The organism is Corynebacterium sp. HMSC27B11 (assembly GCF_001815985.1).
Lineage (GTDB): Bacteria > Actinomycetota > Actinomycetes > Mycobacteriales > Mycobacteriaceae > Corynebacterium.
In genome coordinates this window covers 184,450-200,115 of sequence record NZ_KV823538.1, presented here as the reverse complement: position 1 = coordinate 200,115, position 15,666 = coordinate 184,450, and the positions used below count along the sequence as shown (strand labels likewise).

The 15,666-nt window shown below is 64.1% G+C and carries 10 protein-coding genes; 4 read left to right on the top strand and 6 right to left on the bottom strand.

The genetic code is table 11. The features are described from left to right. Positions 1–70: 70 nt before the first annotated feature. The 6 genes from HMPREF3097_RS01955 to HMPREF3097_RS01930 all read right to left on the bottom strand — a co-directional run bounded on the left by HMPREF3097_RS01955 (position 71) and on the right by HMPREF3097_RS01930 (position 8,652). Positions 71–1,072: a type 1 glutamine amidotransferase gene (locus HMPREF3097_RS01955; protein WP_070760521.1), complete on the bottom strand. Its 1,002-nt coding sequence runs from the start codon at positions 1,070–1,072 to the stop codon at positions 71–73. After that, a complete protein-coding gene (locus tag HMPREF3097_RS01950; RefSeq protein WP_083317922.1) occupies positions 1,072–2,481 on the bottom strand; it encodes a MurT ligase domain-containing protein in 1,410 nt (469 codons plus the stop codon). The genes HMPREF3097_RS01955 and HMPREF3097_RS01950 overlap by 1 nt, the downstream gene beginning before the upstream one ends. 31 nt (positions 2,482–2,512) lie before the next feature. Further along, entirely contained in the window at positions 2,513–4,396 is a 1,884-nt protein-coding gene (locus HMPREF3097_RS01945) for a DNA polymerase III subunit epsilon (protein WP_070760517.1), read from the bottom strand. Positions 4,397–4,561: 165 nt separating this feature from the next. Beyond that, complete coding sequence (gene leuA, locus HMPREF3097_RS01940) at positions 4,562–6,298, bottom strand: 2-isopropylmalate synthase (protein WP_070760515.1); 1,737 nt, start codon at positions 6,296–6,298, stop codon at positions 4,562–4,564. Positions 6,299–6,708: 410 nt separating this feature from the next. Then, positions 6,709–7,623 (bottom strand): hypothetical protein, encoded by a 915-nt coding sequence (locus HMPREF3097_RS01935; protein ID WP_070760512.1) that lies wholly within the window; start codon positions 7,621–7,623, stop codon positions 6,709–6,711. A 39-nt stretch (positions 7,624–7,662) separates the two neighbouring features. Further along, positions 7,663–8,652: a class C sortase gene (locus HMPREF3097_RS01930; protein ID WP_070760510.1), complete on the bottom strand. Its 990-nt coding sequence runs from the start codon at positions 8,650–8,652 to the stop codon at positions 7,663–7,665. A 533-nt stretch (positions 8,653–9,185) separates the two neighbouring features. Between HMPREF3097_RS01930 and HMPREF3097_RS01925 the strand changes: the two genes are divergently transcribed. From HMPREF3097_RS01925 to HMPREF3097_RS01910, 4 genes are all read left to right on the top strand, one after another. Continuing rightward, complete coding sequence (locus HMPREF3097_RS01925) at positions 9,186–10,652, top strand: SpaH/EbpB family LPXTG-anchored major pilin (RefSeq protein WP_070760509.1); 1,467 nt, start codon at positions 9,186–9,188, stop codon at positions 10,650–10,652. 99 nt (positions 10,653–10,751) lie between these two features. Next, positions 10,752–11,690: a class C sortase gene (locus HMPREF3097_RS01920; protein WP_070760507.1), complete on the top strand. Its 939-nt coding sequence runs from the start codon at positions 10,752–10,754 to the stop codon at positions 11,688–11,690. Then, complete coding sequence (locus HMPREF3097_RS01915; protein WP_070760505.1) at positions 11,683–12,528, top strand: isopeptide-forming domain-containing protein; 846 nt, start codon at positions 11,683–11,685, stop codon at positions 12,526–12,528. Before HMPREF3097_RS01920 ends, HMPREF3097_RS01915 begins: the two co-directional genes overlap by 8 nt. A gap of 5 nt (positions 12,529–12,533) precedes the next feature. Continuing rightward, positions 12,534–15,659, top strand: a complete 3,126-nt coding sequence (locus HMPREF3097_RS01910; protein WP_070760503.1) for a SpaA isopeptide-forming pilin-related protein — start codon at positions 12,534–12,536, stop codon at positions 15,657–15,659. The last annotated feature ends 7 nt before the right edge of the window (positions 15,660–15,666 follow it).

The following is a 15,666-nucleotide window of genomic DNA, read 5'->3' as shown; positions in this document are numbered from 1 at the left end:
AAAAGCGACAACAAACTCTGCAAAACGCATGAAGGTTGGCGCGCGTGGCTAGGGACGCGACGCTTGGGGACTAGCTCAGGCGCTCGCGGCGCAGCTGCTCCACCTCAGCGGTGAGTTGTGCCGCGAATTCACGGCCGTCCGGGCTCCCGGCACCAGCATCAGCACCTGCACCAGCGCCCGCCCGGCCAGCGCTCGCAGCGCGGCCCGCGCCGTGGCCAGCGTCCCCGGCCGGGACTCCCTCGAACTCCGCGATGCTGCCGGCACCCAGCTCCGGCAGCTCAGCCACGGTCGTCCCGAGCGCACGCGCGAGCAGCACGTCCGCGAGCTGCGGATTCCGCGCCAGCGCCGGCCCGTGCATGTACGTCGCGATCACGGAACCCTGCACCGCGCCCTCGTAGCGTTGCTGTTCCTCGCTGTTCTTCACGACGACGTCAGCAGCCTCAACACCGTGCGCGTCCGTGTTTCCGACCATCCCGCCGCGGGCCCGCAGGATGCCCAGCGGGCGCGCATCGGGACCAAGAATCGTCGCCCCCATGTGGTTGGCGAAGCCGGTGAGTGGCTCGGTCAGTTCGCTCAGGTCAGCGGCCAGCGACTGGGCGCCCGCCCCGTCGCCAGCATTCGCACCGTCAGCGCTGGTCCCCGCACCGGCACCCGCACGCGCACCCCGGTAAGGCTCCGAGTGCAGCTCGCCGATCATGCGCTCGCCCAGCTGGGATGTCGTCGCATCCAGCAGCCCGAGCCCTTCCGCAAGCTTTCCACCAGCGTGGAAGGACTCGCCGAGCACCTGCAGGCCCGCACAAATGGCGAGCACCGGCCGCCCCGACCCAACCGCGCGCACCAGACCACCGTCGGCGCGCAGGTGCTCCGCGGCCAGCAGCTGGGCGACGTCCTCGCCGCCGCCCAGGGTGTAGACGTCAAGCGTCTCCGGGACAGCCTCCCCGTAACGGATGGTGTGGATCTCCGCGGTGATGCCGCGCAGGCGGGCGCGTTGCCGCAGCACGAGTGCGTTGCCGTCGTCGCCGTAGGTGCCGAGCACGTCGGGCAGTACCAGGCCAATGTTGAGCTCTGCCATTATCGTGCGTCCTCCTCGGTCGCGGTGGTTGTCGCCTCGCCGGTGGTGCTGGTGGCGTCCGTGCCGTCAGCTTCAACGGCCTCATCAGCCCCGACGGTTGTCGCGCCGCGCCGCTCCAGCTCGCGCTTCAGGTCGCGGAAGGCGGTGTAGTTCGCGAGCGCCTCCACGCGCCCGGGCGGGCACGCGAGCACGGCATCGACCGTGTCCTTGATCAGCGTGTGCCGCACCCCGGCGTAGCCCAGCCGCACGGCCAGGTCGGTGCCGCGTTCACCCGCGGCGAGCACCTGCTGCCCCTCGAAGTCTTCGAAGCGGACGTCCCAAATCCAGGAGAGGTCCTGACCGTCCGCGACCTGCCCGTTCACGGCAATCACAACGGAGTCCACGTCGCGGTCAATCATCGACAGCGCTTCCTGCCAGCCCGCGGGGTTCTTCGCGAGCATGAGGCGCAGCGTGCGGCCCTCGAATTCGACAAGGGAGTAGCGCCCGGCGACGTCCGTGACCTCCTCCGCGGCGCGCAGCGCATCCTTGACTGGCACGTCCATGACGACGGCTGTCGCGATCGCCTGGGCCGCATTGCCGCGGTTGGCGCGGCCGGGGAGCTGCAGGTTCATGGGCAGGGTTTCCCCGCTCGCGTTTGTCGTGGCACCCGCACCAGCCCCGTCAGCGCCAGCGTCACCCGCACCAGTCCCGTCCCCAGCATGGCCAAGCCCTGCCTTATCAACCCACCAGGTCGGCTCGGGCCGGCGGAACTCGCGCCCATCCGGGAGCTTCTTCACCGCGTACCAGTCGTCCTCGGTGCGCACGATGTGCCCGCCGGTGCGCGGGCAGCTGGTGGAATCCCCGACGAAGCCGGCGCCGGCGGAGACCCACACGACGTTCGGCGCGTCCCACGCCACAGAGGTGACCTGGACGTCGTCGCAGTTCGCGATCACCGTCATGTCCGGCCGCGCCTCCACGCAGGCCCGCAGCGCGCGTTCGATCTTGTTGATCTCACCCACGCGGTCCAGCTGGTCGCGGGTGAGGTTGAGCAGGACGAGCACGTCCGCGTCCAGCTTCTCCGCGATATTCGGGACGTGGAGCTCGTCGACCTCGAGCGCGACCACCTCCTTGTCCCTTCCTGCGAGCAGCGCGGAAATGACGCCGGCGTCCATGTTGTCGCCGCCCTCGTTGGTGGCGACGCTGTAGCGGGACTCCAACGCGTGCGCGAGCATCCGGGTGGTCGTGGACTTGCCGTTCGTGCCGGTGACCAGCACGGTCGGGCGGCCCTGGCCGAGCTGCGCGAGGAGGTTCGGGTCGATGGCGTTGGCGATGAGCCCGCCGATCATTCCGCCCGCGCCGCGGCCGGTCTTTTGGGACGCCCACGTCGCGAGGTCTGCGGCCTGGCAGGCGATGCGGCTGCGCAGGCTCATGCGGCGGGTGCCGCCGTTGCCGTTCGGATTCTTAGTTTTCACGTTTGCCTACGTTAGTCTTGCTGCCTTGTCCGTTCGACCCGCGTCCGCCGCGGCCACGGCGGCGCCCACCGCGCTTACGTTTACGTTTCGGCTGCTCGGAGTTGTTTTTCCCCGTGTTCTTCGGGTTCTTGCTGTCGGTTTTCTGGGCACCGGAGTTGTTCTTCCCGGCGTGGCTGCTGCCGCTGCCGGAACCGTTGTGAGCGCCGTCGTTGTTACGGCCGCCGCCCTGCGAGCCGCCGCCACTACGACGACGTCCCCCGCGCGAGCGCTTGCGCCGGTTACCGGAGCCCGACCCCGAGCCGCCCGAACTAGACCGGCCGCCGCCGCGACCACCGGAGCGCTGGCCACCACCACGGCCACTACCGCCACGGCCGCCACCGCTCCCACTGCGCTGGCCATTCCCTCGTTGACCACCACCACGCTGACCACCCCGCTGCCCGCCACCGCGGCCCGCGTCGGTGTTCCGCGTCCCTTCGGCGACGTCCTCGAGCGCGCCCAAGAACTCCTCGTCGCTGAGCAGCGGAATGTCCTTCCGATCGGCGTGCATGGCCTTGCCGCGCAGCTCGAAGTTCTGATTGCAGACCACCAGGCTGGAGGTGCGGTTCAGCTTCTCGGAGTACACCAGCCCGGCTGCCACGCCCTGCTCGATGAGCTCGTCGGGGTCGCGGGCGACGTCCGGGCTGACCACGAATTCCATGCCCGCGACGAGCTGCCAGCTGCCGTCGTCGTGATCCGGGGTGCCGGGGTTCTCGAGCGGGCGCGGGGCATTGATGGCGTCCACGCGGATGGCGCTGCGCTGCAAACCGAACTGGTCCGCGGTCAGGTCCTCGGGGTCAAGGCGGACGACGTCGCCGCCGTCCTGGTCTGCCCGTTCCTGCTGCGTGGCATGCAGTGCCCCGAGTAGGCGGGCGTCGGCGACCAGGAGCTCCTCGGCAGGGGTTGCTGCCCGCTGGTCGGACGCCGCCGCGCCGAACTCCGGGAGAGCATCGGCCGGGGCGTTGTGTGGGTAGAGCTGCGCGACAGCCCGGGCGCGGGGGTCGACGGCGGGCATTTCCTGGCGACGTGTGGTGGCCAGGGTGTCGATCAGTGCCGCCGGTTCCGGGGTGGGGATGGCCTTGCTGCGGCCGCGCCCACGACCCCTGCCGGAGCGGCCACGCCCGCGGCCCCGGTTGGCGGCCCGCTGGGCCCGGCGGAACTCGTGGGTGATGAATCCCCAGGCGAAGGGGGCGTCGTGGAGGATCACCTCGCGGCCGTCGAGGGCTGCCTTGATCTCCGCGGCGGCGGTGGCGAAACCGATCTGCTGGGCGAGCTCGCCGGCGTCGAAGCCGTGCGTGTGCCACGGGCCGGGGTCCTCGCTGGGGTTGAGGGCCTGGACGAAGTGGCCGACCTCGGCGCCGTCGGCGTCGTAGTAGACTCCGGCTAGGGCGATGAGCCGGGCCGTGGTCGGGTGAATCCCGCTGGTGGTGACGGCCACCGCGACGGTGGGGGCGTCCGCAACGCTGGGCGGGATGGGGATGGTGTGGGCCGGGCTGGGGTGCTCGGAGGGTTCGGCGGCGTTGCCGGTCGTCGCGGCGCTCGTGCCTGCGGAGTTTGCGCCTGCGCTGCCGGAACCCGAGTGCCCCGGGCCGGACTGGTCGGAGCTGGGTTGGTTGGAGCCGGTCTGGTCGGAGCCGTCCCGGCTGGTCGTGGGGTAGCTGGCGCCGTCTGCGTCCGAGCGTCGGCTACCCGGGCGGAGCGCTTCGGCGGCCTCGACGGCGGATGCGGAGGCGACGGCTGCCGCCGACGGGGAGCCGGCGCGGCGGCTGACCCTGCGGCGGGCGCGGCGACGGGGTGCGGGGCGGTCTCCCGAATCCGAAAACTGCTGGTTATTCATTGGGAACCATGTTAGTCCACGCACCCCGCACCCACCCCGCGGGCGCGCGATCCCGGATAGCGCCCCGTGGGCTATTCCCCGCACCCACCCCACGCACGACGAAGGGCGGGGCCGGAACGCTACCAATGCGCCCGTGCCCCGCCCCGTCCCCCAGGAGCCTCCCTGTTAGCTATTCAGCGCGCGGTTGACCGCGGAGGTCACCGCCTTCAGGGAGGCGTAGGTAATTGAGCCCGCAATACCGGCACCCCAAACGCGCTGCCCGTTGACCTCGGCCAGCACGTAGGCTGCGGCTTCGGCGTCGTCACCGCTGGTGCGGGCGTGCTGGTTGTACTCCTGGACCTCCACGTCCACGCCCAGGGACTCCAGGGCGTTGCAGTAGGCGGCGATCGGGCCGTTACCGCGGCCCTTGAGGGTCTTCGCCTCGCCGTTGAACTCGATCTGGGAGGTTACGGCGGACTCCTCGCCCTCGTTCTGACCGCCGTCGACGGTCGTGGAGATCACGTCCACCGGCGCGGTGCGGTCCAGGTACTCGGTGGCGAAGATGTCCCACATGGCCTTCGGGTTCACCTCGCCGCCCTCGGCGTCGGTGACTGCCTGGACGATGCCGGAGAACTCCACCTGCATCGGGCGCGGCAGATCCAGGTTGTGGTCGGTCTTCATGATGTAGGCGACCCCGCCTTTACCGGACTGGGAGTTCACGCGGATCACGGCCTCGTAGGAGCGCCCGATGTCCTTCGGGTCGATCGGCAGGTACGGCACCTCCCAGGTGACGTTGCGGACGGCCTCGGTCAGGGTCTCGGAGTCCGCGTTTGCCGGGTCCTCCGGGGTGTCCTCGGCGGCGTCGCGTTCCGCCATGGCTGCCAGGCCCTTGTTGATGGCGTCCTGGTGGGAGCCGGAGAACGCGGTGAACACCAGCTCACCGCCGTACGGGTGGCGCTCCGGGACGCGCAGCTGGTTGCAGTACTCCACGGTGCGGCGGATCTGGTCGATGTCGGAGAAGTCGATCTGCGGGTCCACGCCCTGGGTCAGCATGTTCAGGCCCAGGGTGACCAGGCAGACGTTGCCGGTGCGCTCACCGTTGCCGAACAGGCAGCCCTCGATGCGGTCGGCGCCGGCCAGGTAGCCCAGCTCGGCGGCGGCCACGCCCTCGCCGCGGTCGTTGTGCGGGTGCAGGGAGAGGATGATGGAGTCGCGGCGGTTCAGGTTGCGGTGCATCCACTCGATGGAGTCCGCGTAGACGTTCGGGGTGATCATCTCCACCGTGGAGGGCAGGTTGATGATGATCGGGTTCTCCGGGGTCGGGTCGATGACCTCGACGACGGCGTCGCAGACTTCCTTGGCGTACTCGATCTCGGTGCCGGTGAAGGACTCCGGGGAGTACTCCCAGCGCCAGTTGGTGTCCGGGTAGTCCTGGGCGATTTCCTTGATCAGGTGGGCTGCGTCGGTGGCCAGCTTCTTGATGCCTTCCTTGTCCTTGCGGAAGACGACGCGGCGCTGCAGCTCGGAGGTGGAGTTGTAGAAGTGGACGATGACGTTCTTCGCGCCGGCGCAGGCTTCGAAGGTGCGGCGGATCAGGTGCTCACGGGCCTGGACCAGGACCTGGATGGTGACGTCGTCCGGGATCTTGTTCTCTTCGATGATCTCGCGGACGAAGTCGTAGTCCGTCTGGGATGCGGACGGGAAGCCGACCTCGATCTCCTTGTAACCCATCTCCACCAGCATGTCGAACATGCGGCGCTTGCGTTCTGGGCTCATGGGGTCGATCAGGGCCTGGTTGCCGTCGCGCAGGTCGACGGCACACCACTGTGGGGCGCGGTCGATGACCTTATCTGGCCAGGTGCGGTCCGGCAGGGTGATGTGGTCGACTTCCTCGAAGAATGGCAGGTAGCGGCGGTTCGGCATCTGCGAGTTCGCTGCTTGTTCCAGGCGGGCTGGTCGGCCGGGATCTCCCCGTTGGGGGTCTGGATCTGGGCTGGTGCGGAGATGAAGGAGTCGGTGTTGCTCATGGTGTCTTCCCTAAGTGTTGTCGGTGTCGTGCTGTGGCAATGAAAAAACCGACCGGCATGCAAAAACCCCGCGACGGGGAGCCGGTCGGTTTGGTGTGTCTACCTACTAGGCCCCGCCGCGGCTAATAAGGAGAATGGCGCCGCCGCTGCGCGGGTGAGGGGAAATCATGTGGCTCAGTGTAGCGTGAAACAGAACACATGTCAGTTCCATTGCCCGGGCGGGGGTGTTCACCTAGTGGGAAGTGGCTTCCGGTGGCGGGGCTGGTGCGACGTTAGAGCTAGTGCGGCGCTAGGGCTGGTTAGACGCTAGGGCAGCCGCATGATCCACGGGTCCAGGCCGCGCCGGGCATCGCGGATGGCGCGCTCGTTCACGGAGGAGCCTGGCGCGTTGAGGGCAGCGCGTTCCATGTCATTGGCCCAATTGGTCGCGGCCTGCTGCGCCGGGGTGAGTGGTCGCCCTGGCGCCGGGCGAGCGGGCGCACCCATGGTGCCGCGGAAGGCGCCGCGGACGTCGTTGGTCAGGGCATGCTTGTTGCCCCAGGTATTCGCGGAGACGGTGAAGTCCCGCCCGTAGGTCACGGAGGCGTGGACGCTGCGGCGGTCGTCCGACCAACCCCACTTCGTGCCCACCGCACCCGGCAGGACGGCGGTGCCGTAGTCCTGGGCGTAGCCGTCCGCGGCGCGCGGGGTGGCCTGCCGCATCGCGACGAGCACCGGGTCGTTGTAGTTGCGCCGCTTCTTGGCCTCCACGAACTTCATGGAGTCGTAGGAGGAGGTGCGGGCGTAGCCCCAGTGCGCGTTCGAGTGGGTGTTGCGCAGCCCGTAGGTCCGCGCGGTCGCGGAGATGGACTGCGGATACTTGCGGTAGAGCTGGGAGGCGATCGCGTCGTTGGAGGTGCGGATCATCTCGGAGGCGCGGGCCTTATCCGCGGGCGTGCCGTGCTTAAACACGTAATCCGCGATGTAGAGCTTCACGATGGATAGCCCGGGGCGTGCCTCGTGCTGGTTGCGGGTGCCGGCGACGAAGCCGGTGGGGGAGTGGGTGAAGCTGATCTGGGTGCGCGCCGGGGAGACGATGAAGCCCTGGGGGTCCTGCACTGGGCGGGGAGCGGCGGAGGCCGGTGCGGTGGCCAGGGTTGTGGCGGTGGCCACCGCCAGGGCGACTGCACCGGTGGTGGTGAGGCGGCGGGTAGTAGAAGCCTGAGAGGAAGATGAGCTCATGAGTTCATGATGCTAATCAAGGCACCAGGCAAAAGCCCGTTAACTCTCCGTGGTGTCCCCAGCGCCGGAGGTTGCGGGTTCCTCTTCGCCCTTCTGCTTGCGGAAGTTCTTCCACCACCAGCGGATCAGCAGCAACAGAATGATTGCCGCGGCGGCGAGGATGGCCCACATCCACCACTGCCAGGTGGTGCCCTGCCCGTCGAAGACCGATTCCTCCTGCGGGTCCATCGGCACGCGCTCGGCGGTGATAATCAGCCGGTGTGTGTTGACGCCATAGGGGGTGCAGGTGATGAGCGTGAGCAGGTCTTTGTTCGGCGTTCGGCGCAGCAGGCTGGTCTTATCCGGGGTGACGACCTCGATGTCCCGGACCTCGTACTTCAGCTTCTCGCCCGCTGCGGCGACGTAGACCGGGTCGCCCTTCTCGATCTGGTCGAGGTTGTCCCACAGGGTGGCGTTCTGCAGGCCAGTGTGGGCAGACAGTGCGGACAGCCGGCCCTCCGGTGGGGCGGGCGGGATGGAGCCATCCTCACCGAGCTCCCCTGGTGCGCCGACGGGTAGATCCGTGCCGTAGAGGTGGCCCACCCCGCGGGCCAGTACCCGGTCGGAGGTGCCGTGGAAGATCGGCAGGTCGGACTTGATGGAGGGCAGCACGATGCGGCCCATGGCCTCGGTGTCGTTCAGGACGGAGAGGTACTTCAGGTAACGCTGGTAGGCGGGGGAGTTCTCGTCATCGGAGCTGGTCCACGCATCGCCGGGGTCGATGTCCCCAAGGTTGGCGTTGTACTGCTGGGCCTCCTCCCAGGCCTTGTTGAGGATCTCCGGTGGGACACCCTTTTCCAGCTGTGAGTAGGCCTCGGCGGCGCGGGACTGCTGGTAGTTATTCCACTGTGTGGCGAGCACCGGATACAGCAGCACGCCCAGGCCAGCAAGGATGAGGACGACGGCGATGATCGCGTTGACGTTCAGTTTCTTGCCTCGGCGGACCGGGGGCGCGTCCGTCGTGTTCGGCGCTGGGGATTGGTCTGTCATTGGTCTTAACTTCTGTTGAAGGGGCTAGTGTTCGCTCCGGTTGAGCCTGGAGAACTGAAGTCTATTCTTCGCTGTGAGGTCCGGAAAGGCTCAATTTTTCCTGTGAGACCCTTATCGATTTGTACCCCAATTAGGGGGGAGGTTATTGCTTGTGCATTTATAAAGAAAGAATGTTCAACAGTCCAGGTAGGGTGAGTTTTATGTTGCGCCCGGTGGGTTCGTTTTGGGGGAGGAATAATGTATGCCTCAATACGTTTTAGCTGCGGGGATACTGGAGATGCGGCGTTTGTTATATGTTAAATGTGTGCGATCCACAAGGTGGGGATCGCGGGACTGAAACTCGAAAATTGGTGACACCACAACAAAGGTGATCTGTCAACAAAGGGGTTTTGGGTCCGTGTGACCACCAGCGAATTTTAAGGTGTCGTGGCCGAAAGGGCGGCAAGCTTAAAAGCAGCTAACCGGAGCGGGTCGCTGAACGTCGAGGGGCGCTGGGCGCTCCAGTCACTACTGATGTAAAGGAATTCACTCCAGTGAAGAAGAACTCTCTGACCATTCGTTCGGTCACTTTCGCCGCCATCGCTGGTCTCTCCTTGGGTATCGCTGCCCCGGGTTCGATCGCCGTTGCGCAGGACAGCCCGGCAGCTGAAGCCCAGGTCCAGAAGGGCAACATCGACTTCAGCAAGAAGGGCTCCTTGACTCTCTTCAAGAAGAAGGGTGCTGAGTCAAGCGATGCGGCCACCGGTAAGGAAATGCAGAACGTGCCGGGTGAGGCACTTAACGGCGTGACCTTCAAGATCACGAAGCTGAACTTCGACCTGCAGAACGGCGATTGGACGAACTTCCCGAAGACCGCGGCTGACGTCAAGGACACTGATAAGACCACCACGACCTATGAAAAGACAACATCAGGTCAGGGTGAAGCCAAGTTCTCGGACCTGCCGCTGGGTATCTACCTGGTTGAGGAGACCGATGCTCCGGCTGGCATTGTTTCCGGTGCACCGTTCATCGTTTCCATCCCGATGGTCAACGAGGCATCCGACGCCTGGAACTACGACGTCGTCGCATACCCGAAGAACACCGAGACCAAGACCGAGAAGACCGTCAAGGATGCCGACAAGAACATCCAGGACGCGTACACCTACACCATCAACGCGGACGCTCCGACCTGGGGCGAGGGCAAGAAGCTGACCGCCTTCCGCTTCGAGGATCAGCTGGACCAGCGCCTGGACTTCCAGAAGGTCACCGAGGTTAAGGCTGGTAACACCGCTCTCGGCGAGGGGGACTACACGGTCAACGACCCGAAGGCTAACGGCAACAAGCTGGTAGTCACCCTGACCGAACAGGGCCTGGCGAAGGTGAACTCCGGTGACAGGCTGTCCCTGACCTTCGAAACCAAGCGCACCACCGTCGGTGACACCACTGCGCTGAAGAACCAGGCTGACGTCATCTTCAACAACCCGAACACCGACAACGAGGTCAAGAACAAGACCAACGAGGTCGTCACTTACCACGGCAAGCTCAAGGTCGTGAAGAAGGATGGCGAGGAAAAGGGCAAGGTCCTCGAGGGTGCAGAGTTCGAGCTCTACCAGTGCACCTCCGCCACCGAACTGGGCGAGAATCCGCTGACCGTCAACGGTGCAGACAAGTGGACCACCGGTGCTGACGGCACCTTCATCATCGATGGTCTGCACGTCACCGACTTCGAGGACAACAAGGAAGCTCCCGCAACCAAGAAGTTCTGCCTGAAGGAGACCAAGGCTCCGGCTGGTTACGCCAAGCTCGACAAGCCGATTGAAATCAACTTCACCCGTGCAGAGATTTCGAAGACTGGTGAGGGCGACGACGCGGTAACCCTCGTCTCCGAGATTGAGAACATTAAGCGCGACACCCCGAACCTGCCAATGACCGGTGGCATGGGTGTCGGCATCCTGGCCGCCATCGGTGCCGCCATCGTGGCAGCCGGTGCATGGTTCGCACGCCGCGGCGCTAAGAACTAATAGCCCGCTGAACCGGTAAAACCTTCACCCAACGGACAACTCCACGGGTGAAGGTTTCACCCAAGCAAGCTCAAGCAGAACCAGCCCCAGGAGTACCCCGTGGATCACACCCTCAGCACCGACGCGGAACCGAAGAAGGAACCACGCCGTGCCAACAGCACCAAGACCAGCCCCGTGCTGGCCGCGGTGCTCGTGATCCTCGGGGTGCTCGTGATGCTGTACCCGGTGACGTCCACCCTGTGGAACAACTACGTCGCCACGAAGGTCGCGCAAGACTACGCGGAACTCGAAAAAAGCATCCCAGAAGAAGTCAAAAACACGCAGTGGGATAACGCCCACGAATACAACGAGAACCGAACCACCGGCCCCATCCTCGACCCCTGGCTCGCCCGCTTCGACGAGAACAACCCGGACTACCAGGAATACCTGGACCAACTCGACGCGAACGACGCGATGGCGCGCCTCATCTTCCCCAAGATCAAGGCAGACCTGCCGATCTTCCACGGGACAGATAACGACACTTTGCAAAAGGGATTGGGGCATCTCTTCGGCTCCGACCTGCCGGTCGGCGGTAAGGGCACGCACTCGGTGATCACTGGCCACACGGGCCTGGCGAACTCCACCATGTTCGATCACCTCAACAAGGCGGAGAAGGGTGATGCCTTCTACGTCCAGGTCTCCGGCGAGAAACTGAAGTACGTGGTCGACCAGATCAAGGTTGTGCTCCCCACCGAAACCGAGGACCTCCGCCCGGAGCAGGACAAGGACTACATCACCCTGATTACCTGCACCCCCTACGGGATCAACACGCACCGTCTGCTGGTGCGCGGCCACCAGGTTCCGCTGGACGAATCGGACCACGAGATCTTCGACAAGAACCACGGTGCTGGGTGGCAGTGGTGGATGTACGCCCTCGTCGCGGCAGCAGCGCTGGTGCTGCTCCTGCTGCTGCGGTGGCTGCTGAAGCAAAAGCGAGATAACGAATCCCAAGAAACGACAGAGACGATGAATAACGAAGGGGCTGGATCAGATGACTAGCCACGCACGCGCGGTGCGGATCAGCCGCAGCCTTGTGGTGGCCATCGCCCTCAGCGCTGGCCTGCTCGGCGGCGCACACGGTGCCGTCGGTATCGCCGATGCAGCCAAGGTTGCTGGGCTGAGCGATCAGCCCGGCGTGTCCCGCGACTACGGGACCGACACGCTGAGCATCACGCTCTCCCCGGGCAATGGCGATCCACTCAGCCCAGCCACGGGCAAGGTCGCGGGCGTGACCATCAAGCTGGAGCGGCTGAAAGGCATCGACCCGGAGAACGCTGCGGACATGGCGAAGATCCGCAATACCAGTGCTGACAAGATCGCGAACTGGCCGACCGACCGCACGATCACGGCCGTGACCAACGACGCCGGCCAGGTCCGCTTCCAGGGGCTCGAGAAGGGCATCTACCTGGTCACCTCCCAGGCGCCGACTGGTGCTGCGGCGGGGGAGTACCGGGAAATCGAGCCCTTCCTCGTGGCGGTGCCTTTCCACACCGTCGCTGATAACCCTCGCCCGGTGGAGGGCGTGATCGTGGCGAAGACGAATACGACGGTTCCGCCGACCACCCCGCCGACCGAACCTCCGACGACGCCGCCGTCGACCCCACCGGGGACGCCACCGTCGACGCCGCCTACCACCCCGCCCCCAGGGGACACCCCGCCGGGTGAGACCCCGCCACCAGGGGAGACCCCCGGGCCGGGTGATGAGCAAGAACGCGGACAGGGCGACCTGGCGATGACTGGTGTGCAGATCGTCGGGCTTGTCCTCGCCGCGGTGGCGCTGATGGGCGCCGGACTGTTGATGCTGTTGATCACGAAGAAGCGAAAGCAAGAAGGGTAGCGACAATGAAAACAAAGTTCATGGGTGTAGCGGCCGCGCTGACCGCCGCGCTCGCGCTGATTTTCGGCGTCGCTGTCCCGGGCGCGCTGCCGAGCCTGCCGGCCCCTGTTGCGCAGGCGCAGGCCACGGCGATCCCGGTGAGCCCACAAAAGCGAGACTTCAAAAACCTGGATACCAGAAAGTACAACCCGCCGTTCGAGTTCACGGTTGAGGAAGACGCCACGATCACGAGCCTTGATTTTCAAATTGGTGGATCTGGCTGGCTGCAGGCATACGAGCTGAAGGTCGGGAACACTACACTTTCCCCGAAAATTTCACCATCGGGCAGTGCACAGCAAGCTCCGTTGACGGTTACCCATGATGGTCTGAATATTGCAGTGAAAAAGGGCGAAATCATTAGAATTTCGCCGTACTTTACTGCGCCTAAAGTATCGGGAACGGTGTCCGTTAGCCCGAAGGGCACTTTGAGCGGCAGTACCCCTCCGCCAACCGAGCCGAACCCGGAGCCGCAGCCTGACCCAGAGCCAACTCCGGAACCGAACCCGGGGGCGTCCGTGACTCCTGCGGCGCCAACCGCAGTTGATCCAGCCACCGCGCCATCGTGTGTTGAGAAGGGCTACATCAACATTCCAGACACGAAGGGTGTCGACTACTTCATTGGTGGCGAGCGCAAGCAAGCCGGTCAGCACTTCTACGAGGGAAAAAAGGCCACCGTTAAGGTCACCGCCAAGCCCCAGGAGGGATACCAGTTCGCTGCCGATGCGGAGGCCGAGTGGTCCTTCGACTTCAGCGGCGCGGTGAAAGACTGCTCAGATGACCAGCCAACCCTGCCGGATGGCGCAACACGCGCATTCAAGGCGACCGGTCATGGCTTTGCTCTGCAAGGTGATCCCGTCGACCCCAAGAAGCCAAACAGCTTCACCGCGAAGGTTGGGGAAGACGCGAAGCTGAACTACATCACCGTGCGCATCAAAACCGACGCGACGTTCCTCGATCCGCAGCACTACCAGCTGACGGTCGACAAGATCGAAGACGGTGTGACGTTGCAGAAGCGCAACGTCAAAATCGGCAACGGCTACATCACAATGGACGTTGTGCCGATGAAGAGCGGCAAACAGGTCGACTCGGCGTTTCTTCCCAAGGACGCAGTGTTCACATTCACCAACAACCTCGCCCAGAACAAGAAGCTCGAAGTTGAGCTGGACGCTTACGGCACAAAGTCTGCAGATCCCACTGACCCACCCATCATTTCCCCGCCGGACGGAGCGGACTGGGTGCACGGGCGCGTAGCGAACCCTCAGATTCCCATGATCTGTGGCCTGCGCATTGCGGTTGTCGCTGACCTGTCGACGTCGTTGAGTCACGCGGACAATGCGAATGGTTTCGATGAGTCGAAAAAAGCGACAAAAGCCTTCATCGATGCTCTCGCAGGCACCCCCGCAGAGCTCGGTATTTACAACTTTGCGAGTAGCGCTCCAGCGAATGGCGCAGGATCGACCGTTGGCAACAACCCGCCCTACATTTCCATGCAGACAGAAGCAGGAGTCAACCAGGCAAAACAACTCGTCGAAAACTGGGCTTATAACCCGGGCAACAGCGGGACGAACTGGCAAGCTGGTTTGCAACAGGTCAAAGCTGGGAACTATGACGTCGTGTACTTCATTACCGACGGTATGCCTACGACATCGAGCACGATAAAAAGCAAAGGAATCGGTGCAGAGTTCGTCCAGGCAAGTGCACTCAACGATGCAATTGCCGCAGCGAACGAACTGAAAAAAGCTGGCACGCGCGTTGTCCCGCTCATGGTTGATCTGACACTTGGCGGACGAAGCAGCCAACGCCCCGTTGTGCAGAATGATCTTGTGCTCAAAGACGCCAAACGCATTGCCTGGACAGCAGATCCGGGACAAGCCCCAGGCATCTACTACAAAATTCGAAGTGATCACCCGAAGGCTTTGCACGCCAATTACATCAACACTGACACCTTGGCGAATCTGAAAATGGCGTACGACGCGGCAGGCAGCCAGACCTTGCAAGTGTTTGAGCGTATGCCCAATGGGAGACAGGAGACGATCACTCTCAATCAATCGAGGTGGACCTACGGTACACGTGACGTCAAGCAAATGGGTGAAGACATCTCGGGTACTGGGGACACGGTTCGCATCGAAGGCTATGGAAAACTGGCCGCACAGATGAAGTCGATGGCTCAGGACCTCACCAAGAAGTGCAACGGCGAAGTAATCGTCAAGAAGCGCATCGTCGATGAGAACGGCAAGGTTCTGTCCGACGGTGAACCCGGCTGGGAGTTCACCCTGTCGGCTAACGGTCAAAAGGTCATTGATCCCGGAAATGGTTCACTCGTCACGCAGTGGCGCAAAGTCACTTCGTCGCGGGACGAAGACCGAGGCACCGCACGCTGGGGAATCCAAAGTGAAGAAGAGCAAAAACTCACACTTGTTGAAAGCCAGCAGCCGGGCTACTCGCTGTACAAACGCGACAATGCCAACGCTGTCTGCCACGAAACTCGTGAAGGCAACACCGTACAGATTCCAGTCCAGAATGTCGGCGAGTTCGGCTTCACCGTGAACATGAGTGAAAAGGACAAGAAGCTGTCACGTGTGTCGTGTGTGGTTGACAACTACAAGACGCCGGAAGCGAAAGGAAAGCTGACCTTCAAAAAGGCCCAGTATAAGGACGGCAAGATCACAGAAATGCCAGGACTGGGCGGCGCGACCTTTGAGATCTACCCGGCTAAGGACGGCAAGCCTGACTACAGCGCTGGAAAACCGCTGTACACCATCAAGCCTGGCCAGGAATCGATTGAGGTCAAGACAACCGGCACGTTCTTCCTCGTGGAAACCAAAGCGCCGAAGGGTCTGAACCTGCTGCCGCACCCTGTCAAGTTCGAAATCGCAATGGATCAGAACACCGAGAAATACACGATTTCGGCTGGTACGAGCAACGGTCTGATCACAACAAGCGGCACGGGCGAGGCGATGATCCTGACGGTTGTCGATACCGCGTCCGGAACGCTCCCCAAGACCGGCGGCTACGGCGTGGGCCTTCTGGGGCTCATCGGTGCCGCGCTCGCAGGCGCGGGCCTCCTACTCGGCCGCCGCAAGACCGCCTAAAGGTCAA

Coding starts and splice junctions, on each gene's coding strand:
- HMPREF3097_RS01955 (WP_070760521.1), bottom strand. CDS start 1,072: ATGGCAGAGCTCAACATTGGCCTGGTACTGCCCGACGTGCTCGGCACC.
- HMPREF3097_RS01950 (WP_083317922.1), bottom strand. CDS start 2,481: ATGAGCCTGCGCAGCCGCATCGCCTGCCAGGCCGCAGACCTCGCGACG.
- HMPREF3097_RS01945 (WP_070760517.1), bottom strand. CDS start 4,396: ATGAATAACCAGCAGTTTTCGGATTCGGGAGACCGCCCCGCACCCCGT.
- leuA (WP_070760515.1), bottom strand. CDS start 6,298: ATGCCGAACCGCCGCTACCTGCCATTCTTCGAGGAAGTCGACCACATC.
- HMPREF3097_RS01935 (WP_070760512.1), bottom strand. CDS start 7,623: ATGAGCTCATCTTCCTCTCAGGCTTCTACTACCCGCCGCCTCACCACC.
- HMPREF3097_RS01930 (WP_070760510.1), bottom strand. CDS start 8,652: ATGACAGACCAATCCCCAGCGCCGAACACGACGGACGCGCCCCCGGTC.
- HMPREF3097_RS01915 (WP_070760505.1), top strand. CDS start 11,683: ATGACTAGCCACGCACGCGCGGTGCGGATCAGCCGCAGCCTTGTGGTG.
- HMPREF3097_RS01910 (WP_070760503.1), top strand. CDS start 12,534: ATGAAAACAAAGTTCATGGGTGTAGCGGCCGCGCTGACCGCCGCGCTC.